Annotated in this window: 10 protein-coding genes and 1 pseudogene; 10 read left to right on the top strand and 1 reads right to left on the bottom strand. The window is 44.9% G+C overall.

All coding sequences use genetic code 11. From position 1 onward, the window contains the following. Nucleotides 1–28 precede the first annotated feature (28 nt). The 6 genes and pseudogenes from QVC79_RS16560 to QVC79_RS17835 all read left to right on the top strand — a co-directional run bounded on the left by QVC79_RS16560 (nt 29) and on the right by QVC79_RS17835 (nt 8,057). Complete coding sequence (locus QVC79_RS16560) at nt 29–1,021, top strand: vWA domain-containing protein (protein ID WP_270594910.1); 993 nt, start codon at nt 29–31, stop codon at nt 1,019–1,021. 84 nt (nt 1,022–1,105) lie between these two features. Next, nucleotides 1,106–2,158: a VWA domain-containing protein gene (locus tag QVC79_RS16555; protein WP_270542901.1), complete on the top strand. Its 1,053-nt coding sequence runs from the start codon at nt 1,106–1,108 to the stop codon at nt 2,156–2,158. Nucleotides 2,159–2,175: 17 nt separating this feature from the next. Next, nucleotides 2,176–3,009 carry a tetratricopeptide repeat protein gene (locus QVC79_RS16550; protein WP_270594909.1) on the top strand — a complete coding sequence of 278 codons (834 nt, stop codon included), beginning with the start codon at nt 2,176–2,178 and terminating at the stop codon, nt 3,007–3,009. Between the two features lie 48 nt (nt 3,010–3,057). Beyond that, nucleotides 3,058–4,875 carry a BatD family protein gene (locus QVC79_RS16545; protein ID WP_270594908.1) on the top strand — a complete coding sequence of 606 codons (1,818 nt, stop codon included), beginning with the start codon at nt 3,058–3,060 and terminating at the stop codon, nt 4,873–4,875. A gap of 53 nt (nt 4,876–4,928) precedes the next feature. Further along, complete coding sequence (locus tag QVC79_RS16540; protein WP_124317349.1) at nt 4,929–5,684, top strand: tetratricopeptide repeat protein; 756 nt, start codon at nt 4,929–4,931, stop codon at nt 5,682–5,684. Nucleotides 5,685–6,327: 643 nt separating this feature from the next. After that, nucleotides 6,328–8,057, top strand: a pseudogene (locus QVC79_RS17835) (DNA polymerase III subunit gamma/tau). 36 nt (nt 8,058–8,093) lie between these two features. On the opposite strand, the gene QVC79_RS16525 reads toward QVC79_RS17835, so the two are convergent. After that, the gene (locus QVC79_RS16525; RefSeq protein WP_270594907.1) at nt 8,094–10,358 is read right to left on the bottom strand and encodes a monovalent cation:proton antiporter family protein; all 2,265 of its coding nucleotides are present in this window, start codon (nt 10,356–10,358) and stop codon (nt 8,094–8,096) included. A gap of 75 nt (nt 10,359–10,433) precedes the next feature. Between QVC79_RS16525 and QVC79_RS16520 the strand changes: the two genes are divergently transcribed. The 4 genes from QVC79_RS16520 (at nt 10,434) to QVC79_RS16505 (ending at nt 13,591) form a co-directional block, all read left to right on the top strand. Then, nucleotides 10,434–11,432 carry a 4Fe-4S binding protein gene (locus QVC79_RS16520; protein WP_270594905.1) on the top strand — a complete coding sequence of 333 codons (999 nt, stop codon included), beginning with the start codon at nt 10,434–10,436 and terminating at the stop codon, nt 11,430–11,432. A 90-nt stretch (nt 11,433–11,522) separates the two neighbouring features. Next, on the top strand, nt 11,523–12,173 hold the full coding sequence (locus QVC79_RS16515) for a DUF47 domain-containing protein (protein WP_124317500.1): 651 nt from the start codon (nt 11,523–11,525) through the stop codon (nt 12,171–12,173). A 5-nt stretch (nt 12,174–12,178) separates the two neighbouring features. Continuing rightward, nucleotides 12,179–13,213, top strand: coding sequence for an inorganic phosphate transporter (locus QVC79_RS16510; RefSeq protein WP_118259692.1), 1,035 nt, complete (start codon nt 12,179–12,181; stop codon nt 13,211–13,213). A 129-nt stretch (nt 13,214–13,342) separates the two neighbouring features. Beyond that, nucleotides 13,343–13,591: a GlsB/YeaQ/YmgE family stress response membrane protein gene (locus QVC79_RS16505; RefSeq protein WP_027199968.1), complete on the top strand. Its 249-nt coding sequence runs from the start codon at nt 13,343–13,345 to the stop codon at nt 13,589–13,591. Nucleotides 13,592–13,594 lie beyond the last annotated feature (3 nt).

The raw sequence follows: 13,594 nt of genomic DNA, 5'->3' as shown, positions 1-13,594 counted from the left end.
AAATAAAATAGGATCTAAAATAGAAGATATGTTTGGATATGAATTTGCAAATCCCGAGTACTTTTGGTTGTTGTTGGTGCTGATACCAATGATTATCTGGTACATATTCAAGGAGAAACGCTCGCATGCTGATTTGAAGTTTTCTTCAATCCGGGTGTTCAAGCAAATGAAACGGGGTAGCCGGATCTGGTTACGTCATTTGTTGTTTGCAGCTCGGGTTTTGGCCATTCTATTTTTGGTTCTGGCATTGGCTAGACCACAATCCAGCACGAGTTGGCAGACCTATAACAGCGAGGGTATTGATATTATGCTGGCATTGGATATTTCCGGTAGTATGTTGGCACGAGATTTTACTCCTGATCGACTGGAGGCAGCCAAGGAGGTTGCGACTAAGTTTATATTGGAGCGTCCTCAGGATCGTATCGGACTGGTTGTTTTTAGCGGGGAAAGTTTCACGCAAAGTCCTTTGACAACGGATCAAGCCGTGTTAGTCAACGTGATGAAGGATATTCATAGCGGGATGATTGAAGATGGAACAGCTATTGGCCTCGGGTTGGCAAATGCGGTAAATCGTTTGAAGGACAGCAAGGCGAAATCCAAGGTGATCATCCTTTTGACGGATGGAGTCAACAACCGGGGAGCGATTGCACCGATAACGGCGGCAGAATTGGCAAAAACTTTTGGTATCCGGGTTTACACGATCGGTGTCGGGTCTTTGGGTGAGGCTCCTTATCCCGTGCAAACGCCCTTTGGGATGCAATTACAGCGAATGCCGGTTGAGATAGATGAAGATATATTGACCCAGATTGCTGACATGACAGGCGGTAAATATTTCCGGGCAACAGATAACAAAAAACTGGAGCAAATTTATCAGGAGATTGATCAATTGGAGAAGAGTAAGGTAGAAGTCAAACATTTCAGTCGTAAGAACGAGCAGTATTTCTATTTTGCTTTGATCGGGGCTTTGTTATTAATTGTGGAGGCGTTAGGGCGATACACGTTGTTGAGGAAAATTCCATAATTGTAAGTTTTAAATCTTAGATTGTGAATTGATGCAATCCGGAATTTAAAATCTAGAATCATTAAATTTAAAATTGAAAGGGTTATGTTTAGATTTGCACATCCTGAATTATTATACTTGCTGATTATCATACCATTGTTGATTGTTTTTTACGTGGTAGCAAGGATTCGGAAGAAAAAAGCGATTGCTGAATTCGGGAGTCCCGAATTATTGTCAACACTGATGCCTTTGCAATCTTATAAGCGGGAGACATTAAAATTTATACTTGTTCTGGTAGCTTTGTTTTTCGTCATTCTTGGAGTTGCAGGTCCTCAGTTCGGGTCAAAATTGCAACAGGTAAAAAAAGAGGGCGTGGAGTTGATTATCGCATTGGATGTGTCAAATTCCATGATGGCGCAGGATATAAAGCCCAGTCGGTTGGATGCGGCGAAGCAAGCCATTTCCCGGATGGTGGAAAAATTAAGTGATGATAAAGTGGGATTGATCGTGTTTGCAGGGGATGCTTACGTGCAATTGCCGATCACGACGGATTATTCTTCGGCTAAATTATTCCTATCGGGAATCAATACCGATATTGTCCCGATACAGGGTACGGCGATAGGAACGGCAATAGATTTGGCCGCAAAGTCGTTTACCCCGGACACGGAGGCATCAAAAGCGATTATCGTGATCACGGATGGTGAAAACCATCAGGACGATGCGATTGCCGCGGCTAAAGCTGCCCGGGAAAAAGGTATCTACGTACACACGATCGGGATGGGATTGGCACAAGGAGGACCGATCCCGGAGAAGGGAAATCCCGGACAATACATGAGAGACGGGAGTGGTAACCCGATTATATCCAAGTTGGACGAGGAGACATTGAAAGAGATTGCCAAGGCCGGAGAGGGAATATTCGTGCGGGCAAGTAATTCGAACGTGGGGTTAAACACCTTGTTGGACGAAATTGATCGTATGGACAAGACATTGTTGGAAGAACGGGTATTCAGTGATTATGCTGAAAAATACCAGTATTTCCTGATCATGGCATTGATATTCGTGTTGCTGGATTTCATGGTACTGGGACGTAAAAACAAGAATTTCTTGAAGATCAATATATTTGGTAGTGAGACGAAAAGTGTTGAAACGAATCGGTAAATTTTAAACGAGACATTATGGTGAAGATATTGATAACGATGATAGCAGCTGTAGTTATAAGTTTACCATCGGCTGCGCAACAGGAACGAAAGTTTATCCGGGGTGGGAATGATCTGTTTAATAAACAGGATTTTGAGAAGGCTGAAGTGGAGTATCGTAAGGCTTTAGATACGGAAGTGAAATCATACGAGGGTGCGTTTAATCTGGGAGATGCGCTTTATAAACAGAAAAAGTTTGACGAGGCATTACAACAATTCCAATCATTGGCACAGAATGAGAAAGACAAGGAAAAGTTAGGAGAGTTGTATCACAACATCGGAAATACTCTTTTGGCTATGAATAAGTTGGATGAGAGTATAGAGGCTTACAAACAGTCGTTGAGAAACCGTCCGAATTCTCAAGAGACAAAGTATAACTTGGAATTTGCCCGCAAGCAGAAACAGGATCAACAAAATCAAGATCAAAATAAGGACCAGAATAAGGATCAGCAGGATCAAAATAAAGATCAACAGAATCAAGATCAGAACAAAGATCAGAATAAGGACGAGAATAAAGATCAAAATAAGGATCAAAACAAGGACCAGCAAGATCAGAACAAAGACCAGCAAGATAAAGATAAACAGGATCAAGATCAGAAAGATCAGCAGAATAAAGACCAGCAAAACAAGGATCAGCAAAATAAGGATCAACAACAGCAGGACCAACAGGCCCAGCCTAAAATCTCTAAAGAGGATGCCAAACGCTTATTAGAGGCTTTGGAGGCAGATGAAAAGAAAACACAGGAAAAGGTACAGAAAGATAAAGTTCAAGCTCAAAAGGCAAAGAAGATGAAGATTGAGAAAAACTGGTAACTTTGTACGTTTTTCCATAGAGGTAATAAAGAATTAAAAGATAAACAAATGAAGTCATTCATTATCATATTGCTATTATGCGTTATTGGTGGGTCTAAGTTATTTGCCCAAAAGACAGAATTTATCGCGTCCGCACCTTCCGTTGTGGAAGTCGGGGAGCAATTCCGTCTTTCCTTCGTGTTGAACAACAAGGGGGAGAACTTACAGGTTCCCACGATAAAAGGGTTTGATTTACTGGCAGGACCGTCATTGAGTACGTCTTCTAACATCACGATTATCAATGGCGATATGAAACAAAATCAAGAGTACACGTACACTTATATTTTGGAAGGACAGGAAGAAGGAGAGTTTACGATCGAGCCGGCCACGATCACCGTGGATGGTAAAGAGTACAAGTCCCAGCCCTTGAAGATAAAAGTGATTAAAGGTTCCGGGAAACCTCGGAATAATACCCAAAGTTCCGGGGATGTTTCTGAGAACCGGGGAAGTACTTCGATTACGGATGATGATTTGTTCCTGCGAATGGATGTGAGCCGCAACACGCTTTACGTGGGTGAGAGTTTGACTGCCACGTTGAAAGTATATGCCCGGGTAAATCTGGTTGATGTGCAGGGGAAAAAGATCCCGCCTTTTGACGGGTTCCTGACAGAAGACGTGAAGATTCCCCAGATTCATTTGGAACGTGAGGAATATAACGGGAAAATATATGATCGGGTAGGCGTGTTACAAAAAACGATTCTTTTCCCGCAACATGCCGGAACGTTGACGATCGAGCCTTACGAGTTGTATTGTCTTGTCCGCCAACGGGTGGGGAGTCGTGGTGGAAGTATCTTTGATGACTTTTTCGGGAATTCCCGTGATGTCCGGGTACTCTGCAAGAGCAAACCCGTGAAAATTACCGTGAAACCTTTACCAGAGGCCGGAAAGCCTTTAGGATTTAGCGGTATGGTGGGAACTCTTGCCATGACAACCTCTATGTCAACAGATACCTTGAAAGCGAATGACGCGTTGACGTACAAGGTGGTGTTACGCGGGAATGGAAACATGAAATTGTTAGAGGCTCCGAAAATCACTTTCCCGCATGATTTTGACGTGTACGATCCGAAAGTGACTAGAGATATAAGCGGAACGTCCGGAACTGTTACTTTTGAATATCTCGTGATTCCTCGTTACGCGGGGGATTACAAGATTCCAGCCGTGCAATACTCCTATTTTGACCCGCAAGCCGGGGCTTATAAGATGTTGAAGGGAAAGGAGTATTCTGTTCGGGTTGAAAAGGGAAATGAATCCAGTCAAGGATCCGGGGAGGCAGCCTTACAGTCGTTCAAGAAAGAAGATGTCAGGATGTTGGGACAGGATATTCGTTATATCAAAACTCACAAGAACGATCTCCGTCCGAAAGGCGTGTTGTATTTCGCCACGATGGAATACTGGTTGAGTTTCTTGATTCCTTTTGTACTTTTCGTGGTCGGAATGATTCTTAATCGTCGCCGGATTAAGGCGAATGCCGATTTGGTACGGGTGAAGAGTAAAACGGCGAACAAAATGGCTCAGAAACGTTTACGGGCAGCCTCTGTCGCAATGAAAGCCGGAAACTCTGAGCTATTCTATCAAGAGACATTGAACGCTTTGTGGGGATATGTTAGTTATAAATTAAACATAGCCGCATCAGAATTGAATCGGGATAATATCAGTGATCACCTGACTCGTCGGGGGGCAGACGCGACGTTAATTCAGAGCTTTATCGAGGTGCTCGATCATTGCGAGTACGCTCGTTATGCCCCGGGTGCTAATCAAGGCGAAGAGATGGATAACGTGTACAAGGATAGTATATCCATTATCACGAAATTGGATAAAGCGATATGAAAGCTAAAAGTTAGAAGCTAAAAACTAAGGTTAAAAACTAAAAGTTGAAAAGAATGAAAAGGATATATATAATATTGATGTTGCTCTTATCCGGTGTGATGACCTATGCTACTGATGTCAAGACGCTGGCGGAGGAGGCAACTAAAATGTATCAGGAAGGCGACTATCAGAAAGCGATTGATTTGTATAACGAGATGTTGTCCGATGACATGGAATCTGCGACCGTGTATTACAATTTGGGAAACTGTTATTACAAGCAAGGGGAGATTGCAAAAGCCATACTGAATTACGAACGTGCTTTATTGTTGCATCCGGGCGATAATGATATAAAGTATAATCTGACGATGGCGCAAAAGGCCACGGTTGACAATATCAAGGTATTACCGGAACTTTTCCTTGTACGTTGGTATAATGCTTTTGTGACCGCTTTCACGGCTGATCAATGGGCGTACGTGTCTGTTATTCTGTTTATAGGATTTCTGATCATGGCAGCGTTGTTCTTCCATGCGACATCTATATCTTTAAAGAAAAGTTGGTTCACTTTAGGGATAATCATGCTGTTGGTGTCCGTGATGACCATTTTCTTCGCTTTGAAACAATATCACCGGATGACCGACAGGGATAGCGGTATTATTATGACACCCAGCGTGGTGGTACGAGGGGCTCCGGATAATAGCGGTACCGAATTGTTCGTGATCCACGAAGGACTGAAAGTACAAGTTATCGGAACTCTAGGAGATTGGTACAACGTGCGTTTGGCCGATGGAAACGAGGGGTGGATTGCTAAAACGGACTTGGAAAAAATATAGTAGCGGGATACATAAAATGTACAGTGAAGGGGATAGCTGCAAAAATAAGCAGTTATCCCCTTTATTATTGGGAGATTGTATGAAATGATTAAGGGATTAAAAGAGCGTTGGGTAGAGGGGCGGAATCGCTAAATCGGAAATCACGAAATCAAAAAATTAGTAGGATCTAAAGTTAACAGGATGACTAACATCCCTTTTCCCGGGGTGATCCATACCCGTTACATGACGGCAGGGTGACTGTTAGGCGACAGTTAGGCGCCATCGCCCGATTGTCGCCCGATTATCGCCCGATTATCGCCGCCATTTTAACAGATAATAAGCAAAAATAACATACTCGAATAACCCGTTAACCGGGCCAATAACAAGGCTATTCACGTTCAAGAATAATATTGCGGGCCATTATATCCCCGGTAAAGGGCTGGGGGAAGGGATGCATCTCCTGATATATTTATTTGAATAATATTGATATCGTGATAAAAGTAGCCTTGTTTTGATTATATCGAATTCACATTAAATCGTACATAGTTTCGCGTGATAAGAAAAATTATTAGGCTTTGTGGCGTGATAAATCATTTTACTTTGTAAATTTGTAATCCGGTACGATTTTTTACTCGTGCTGGGTAACAACCTGTAATAGATTATCATGGAGAATTTTATTGTTTCGGCGCGTAAATATAGACCTGCAAGTTTCGACACTGTGATCGGGCAGCACTCGATTACATCCACGTTGAGGAATGCGATTCTTAATAAACAATTGGCTCAGGCTTATTTGTTCTGTGGACCCCGTGGGGTGGGCAAAACAACCTGTGCCCGTATATTTGCCAAGACGATTAATTGCATGAATCTACAACCGAATGCCGAGCCTTGTAATGAGTGTGAGTCGTGCAAGGCGTTTAATAGCGGGCGTTCGTTGAACATTCACGAGTTGGATGCTGCCTCTAACAATAGCGTGGATGATATTCGAGGTTTGGTTGATCAGGTGCGGATATTACCGCAGGTGGGGAAATACAGCGTGTATATTATTGATGAGGTGCATATGTTGAGTGCCTCGGCTTTCAACGCTTTCTTGAAAACGTTGGAAGAGCCGCCTGCCCATGCCATTTTTATTCTGGCAACGACCGAAAAGCATAAGATATTACCGACGATTTTGTCACGTTGTCAGATTTACGATTTTAACCGGATAAAAGTACCCGACACGATCGAGCATCTGAAACGAATTGCAACTAAAGAAGGTGTACAGGCCGAGGAAGAGGCGTTGAACGTGATCGCGCAGAAGGCCGACGGGGCCATGCGTGACGCCTTGTCGATCTTCGATCAAGTGGTGAGTTTTTGCGGGAAGGATTTGACCTATGATAAGGTGATCGAGAATCTGAACGTGTTGGATTACGATTACTATTTTAAGTTGACAGATTTATTCCACGATGGTAAAGTGGCCGAAACGTTCTTGCTTTTTAACGAGATCATGGAGAAAGGTTTTGATGCCGGTAACTTGGTTTCCGGGTTGGGACGTCATTTCCGTGATTTATTGGTTGCTAAAGAAGAAATCACCGTGCAATTGCTGGAGGTGAGTGCGTCCATCAAGGAACGTTACCTGAAACAAGCGAAAACTGTAACTCCCGAATTCATATTTGATGCCTTGAAAGTGATCGAGCAATGTGAGATGCAGTATAAAATGCGTGTGGAGAAACGTTTATGCGTGGAACTCACCTTGATCAAGTTATGCCAAATTAATGAACTAAAAAAAAAAGTCTTAGCATAGAGGAATTTACCGGGCTATTAAAGATAGCTGATTTTAATGGGAAATTCCAACAAACGGACGGTGGGACAACGGCTCCGGTTTCCGGGGAAAAGCCTTCTGTGCCTGCCGGGAAAACGAATACTTATAAGGCAGAACCGCCACATTCATTTAAATTGAAAATGGCAATGGCGGAGACCCGGGAGAGCTTGCAGGTCCGGCAGGAAGAAGGAAGTGCAAAAGTTGAGGATAACCGGGTAAAAGCACAAAGCGAATTTACTGTGGCGGATGTAATTTCCGCATTGGAAACTTACGTCGCAACTTCGCAGGAAGATACGACCGTTAAGATTGCCTTGACTTCTCACACTCCCAAAGTGCAAGGGTTTGTCATCACGCTTGAAGTTGATAATGACTTTTTATTATCCAAGGTGACGGATATACATCCTTACTTGCTCTCCTTCCTTACCAAAAGATTGAATAATGGTTTTATTACCCTGAATGTTCAAGTTTACACGGAACCGGAAAATGGCGAGGAGAAAAAACGGCTTTTCACGGCTAAGGATAAATTCGATCATTTTGTCGAGATCAATCCTGCCGTGAGTGAGTTGAAAGCCTTGTTCGGGTTGGAGATAGAATGATGTAATTTTCAATTCTCCATTTTCAATTTTCAATTGTTAAATAGTTTCTCCCGCGGCGAGATGGAGCAATTTGTCTTTTTCACCGACGATCCAAACCACGTCACCGGCCTCGAAGGCAGTGTCCGGGGTGGGGTTCATGGTGGAGGTGCCGTTGCGTTCGATGCCGATGACGAGACAGGCGGCTTTATCACGGATGCCGGATTCCCGGATGGTGCGTCCCACGAGTGGTGTGTCGGCCTCAATGGTGAATTGTTCCAAGCTGACTTCCGGGGGACGCTGTTGTTCAAGTTCATGTTTCCGTTTTTCCATGCGGTTTTCGACAAACTCACGGAAGACGTTAATTTCTTTGTCCGTGGCGGCCACGATGATGTGGTCGAAAGGATACAGGCGTTCTTCCCCACCGGGAATGTTTATGCGTTCTTCTCCCCGGATGATTGTTACCACGCTGACCCCGCAGGTCTGGCGGAAATTCAATTCCTTTAGCGTTTTGCCGACGCTGGGAGAGGATTGCGACACTTCGAAGTCGGCGAGGTGGAGATCCCGGTCAAGTAAATGTTTGACAAAACGTTGCTTGATGGGAGACTTGCGTTCTTGTTCCTTTTGGCGGGCCGTGAAGTTACGCAGGAAACGGCGTTCCAGTTGTATGGAGTATTTTTTTAACCGTTTGGAATAGATGAAGAATAGGATGACCGCAGTGGCGATCACCAGCAGGAGACCGGCAGCGACGTTCACGAGGCTGGATATGACGAACATCACGATCCCGATGCAGAGCGCTACCCGTAGAACGATGAGAGATACGAGTGGTCCCCGGTTGTATTTACTATCATTCCATAATTGTTGGAATTCTTCCGAATGGTTCTTTTTCATCATGATCGCCCGTAGGAAGGGGGAGATAAGTAGCAGGATGGCAACGGCACTAACAAGGCCGCCCTGTATGCCGGGAAGTTCTTTGCGGATTAGCGGGGTCAGGTATTGTAGGAAAAGAGCTATGGTGAAGACCGACAGGATGGTGTAGGTGATCACTATGCGGCATAACGCTTTCAGTAGTTGGTGCCATGTGCTTTTATGGTGGATCGTGTTCGTTCCCGTGCTATACCTGTCGAGGAAATGAATCCAAGGGGCCGGTAGGTGTTTGGTCACGAACTGGTAGGCGGGGTCTGCCAAGCGAATCATGTAGGGGGTGAAAAAGGTGGTGATGACGGAGACGGTAACCACTATGGGGTAGAGGAATTTGTCCGTCACGTGCAGGGTCATACCGAGACTTGCGATAATAAAGGCAAATTCACCGATCTGTGCTAACGAGAATCCCGATTGGATGGCAATCCGGAGGCTTTGCCCGGACAGGAGTATACCGGATGCGGCAAACGTGATTTGTCCAGCCATGACGACTGCGGTGATCAGTAATATCGGGAACCAGTACTCGAAGAGCATGGCGGGATCGATCATCATTCCGACCGAGACGAAAAAGATCGCCCCGAAGAGATCTTTCACGGGTTTAATGAGGTGTTCGATGTTTTCGGCCTCGATGGTTTCCGCTAGGATGGACCCCATGACAAAAGCCCCCAGTGCGGAGGAAAAACCGGCTTTCACGGCAAGTAGAACCATGCCGAGACAGAGTCCGAGTGACACGACTAATAACGTTTCCCCGTTGAGCCATTGTTTCGTTTTTTTCAGGAAGGTCGGGATAAGGAATATCCCGGTAATAGACCAGAAAACGAGGAAGGCGATGAGTTTAAGGATACTGTCGACCATTTCCATACCTTCAAAATGTTTGCTGACGGCCAGCGTGGAAAGTAATACCATGAGGACTACGGCGAAGAGATCTTCCACGACAAGAATTCCGAAGACGACTCCCGCGAAACGCTGATTACGGAGACCCATGTCGTCAAACGCTTTGAAAATGATGGTGGTGGATGACATCGAGAGCATTCCCCCGAGGAAGAGGCTATTCATGTGGCCCCATCCGAGTGACAGCCCGGTGATGTAACCCAGCATCATCATGGCGCCCACGATGGTGAGGGCGCTGATCATGGCGGTTCCCCCGATGTTCATGAGTTTCTTGAAACTAAAGTCAAGTCCCAAGGCAAACAGGAGGAAAATGACCCCGATGTCAGCCCAGATATGAATATTCTCGGCATCCATGATCATGGGACCGCCAAACGTGTAGGGGCCTGCGATAATACCTGCCATGATATAGCCCAGCACGACAGGTTGTTTTAGCCATTTAAAGAGGATGGTTATCAATCCGGCGGAAAATAAGATAATCGCCAAATCCGATATTAGGACAGGAATGTCTGACATGATGTTTATTTTTGCGGGAGCAAAGTTAATGATTTTTGATTTGGATGAATAAATATCAATTATCTTTGTGTGGATATGAGAAAAAAAATCAACATTCAAAAAGAGTCCGTGTTGGGGGCCGTACTCACGACGATTGTCGCGGGGATGTTGCTTTCCGTGGTACAGGTTGTCGTGAAACCACCGTTGTTGTTGGGGGAGAGATTGTTGCCGGGAGGGGGATGGGTTCAACTTGTGTTGGCTGCTCTTTTTGGGGGATGGTTATATTTGCAGATGTTCGACCGGAAACGACGGGGTGTGTGGCGGAGACGTATTTGGCTACTCTTCTCGATCGTGTTCTTTAGCCAGTTATTTTTAGGGATTTTCGTGGATAGTGTGTTTCTGATGTCGGGAAAACTTCATTTTCCCATCCCCGGACTGATCCCGGCAGGGGTATTTTACCGGGGAGAGGTGTCATTCATGCCGTTCCTATTTCTAGTGACGATTCTATTGTCCGGGGGAGCGTGGTGCAGCCAGCTCTGTTATTTCGGGGCGTGGGATAGTCTGGCAGCGGGAAAAGATGGAAAATGGGAGGTTCCTTCTTCTAAAATGAGGTCCCGAACGCGTTGGACGGTATTGTTTGTATTTATAGGTGTTGCTTCCGCGTTGAGAGGTTTCGGGGTTCCGGTGATTTATTCCACGGGGATTGCTGTTTTTGCCGGGTGCGTGGGGATCATGATTATTTGGTTCGTGTCTAAAAGGCGTCATGTTGCCATGCATTGCTCTTCCTATTGTCCGGCGGGGACGTTGGTCATGTACTTGAAATACGTGTCTCCATGGCGATTGCATCTGAACGATCGTTGCCGGCATTGCATGGCTTGTATGCGGGTGTGTCGGTATGGGGCTCTGTCGAAAGCAGACGTGCTGAAAGGGCGTCCGGCAATCAACTGTACCTTGTGTGGGGATTGCCTTGCGGGGTGCCGTCACGATGCCTTAGAGTATCATTTCTGGGGAATTTCTCCTATATTGGCGGAACGTCTTTGGTTAGGGACTACACTGGTACTTTTCACGTGTTTCCTTTCTATTGCCCGGGTTTAAATATGTGGAAAAAAAGATTGTATATTTTGTTTTTTTTAACGTACATATCCGCGTAGGGATACTACATTTGTGTGCTAATCAATAAAAAATATGAAAATAGACCGATTTCTTCAATTATTTGTGGTAAAGGAAAAAAAGTTTTACCCTTTGTATATCGAGCAAGCCGCTAATATAGAGGCTGCAGCCAAACTTTTGGTGGAGTTATTACAAGAGCAAGACCCTGAAAAACAGAAAGCGCTGTACAAGGACATCAAGGAGTACGAGCATAGTGGAGATATGATCACCGCTAAGTTGTACGAGGAATTGAACAAGACGTTTGTTACCCCTTTCGATCGCGAGGACATCAATCTGTTGAGTGGACGTATGGATACGTTCCTCGATTTTATTCACGATGCAGCGAAACGAATGTTGATGTACCGTCCGAAGAGTGTGAACCAGTTGTTGATTGCAATGGGACAATGTATAGTGGAAGATGCTCGTATCTTGAAGGATATTATGAATGGATTGGAGTATATCCAGAAAAAACCGCAGGAGATTAACGAGAAATGTGTTCGAATCAAACAGATCGAGCATGACGTGGATGATTTGTATGAACAATTTATGAGTGATGTTTTCGCGAACGAGAAGGACGCTATCGAACTCGTGAAACTGAAGAATATCGGTCAGGTGTTGGAAGACGCTACCGACCGGGCAAAGGACGTGGGTGATATAGTGAGAGGTATTATTATTAAATTTGCCTGATCGCTATGTTGACAATCGTTCTTTTAGCTATTGTGATCGCTCTTCTTTTCGACTTTTTGAACGGAATGAATGATGCGGCCAATTCGATCGCTACGATCGTGGCGACACGTGTATTTTCTCCCACGATGGCTGTTTGCTGGGCAGCATTCTGGAACTTTGCCGCTATCTTTATTTTTGGGGTGAGCGTGGCTCACACGATGGGCGAAGGAATCGTGGATCCCTCGAAAATCAATGAATATCTTATTCTGGCAGCTTTAATCGGTTCGGTGATCTGGGTTTGGTTGTGTACTCATTTCGGTATGCCGATCAGTGTGTCTCACGCTTTGATCGGGGGATTGATCGGTCCGGTATGGTTCACGTTCGGGGGTGATGCTCTGGTTGCTTCCGGGATATTCAAGATTGCCATCTTTATCGTGCTGTCCCCTTTGATCGGTATGATACTGGGATTCTTCATGATGTGTCTCACGATGCTCGTGTTTCATAAAAAACACCCGATGAAAGTGGAAGGGCTGTTTAAGGGATTGCAGTTGTTTTCTTCCGCTATATTCAGTTTGGGCCATGGTGCTAACGACGCGCAGAAAACGATGGGTATCATTGCCATTCTGTTATATAGTGTTGCTGGAAGTAATACTTTCGTGAGTGATTACTTGTACGAGAATACAGGAGAGTTTCATGTTCCCGCTTGGTTGATTGTTACTTGTTATTCGGTGATCGCTTTAGGTACGATTATCGGGGGAAAGAAGGTGATCAAGACTTTGGGTGACGGGTTGGCCCGGTTGAAACCGGTGCAGGGATTCTGCGCCGAGACGTCCGGAGCCTTGACATTGATGGGAACGGCCGTGCTGGGAATACCCGTGAGTACGACTCACACGATTACCGGCTCTATTATCGGGGTTGGAATCACGAAAGGGGTTGCTTCTGTTCGGTGGGCTACGGCCACGAATATCGTGGCTGCTTGGATTCTTACGATTCCGGCAACCATCGTGATGTCCGGTCTTGTTTACTGGGTGATGGGGTTGTTCCTGACCTTGCCGGAATAAGTATATAAAGTTTGTAAAGTCTATAAAGTTCATAAGGTTCTACTTTATGAACTTTTTTATGCATAATATCATAACTTTTTGGGGCTCTATCAAGTTTAAATAGATAGATTAACCTAAATTTTATAAGTTATGATGTTTATATGGTATATTTTGATTGGTATTCTTGCCGGGTATCTGGCAGGAAAAATTGTCCGGGGAGGTGGAATGGGTTTGTTGGTGAACCTGATTGTGGGAATCATTGGTGGCGTGTTGGGAGGCTGGCTTTTCGGCATCATGGGAATATGGACGACGGGTGTTATCGGGAGTTTGATCACGGCGACCGTGGGGGCGATTGTTTTGTTGGCGATTGTTTCGCTGTTCAGTAAAAGAAATTCGTAGATA

This window comes from Butyricimonas sp. (genome assembly GCF_019423355.1).
Classification (GTDB): Bacteria; Bacteroidota; Bacteroidia; order Bacteroidales; family Marinifilaceae; genus Butyricimonas; species Butyricimonas faecihominis.
The sequence above is the reverse complement of the archived record's forward strand: the minus strand, read 5'-3'. Positions and strand labels throughout refer to the sequence as shown.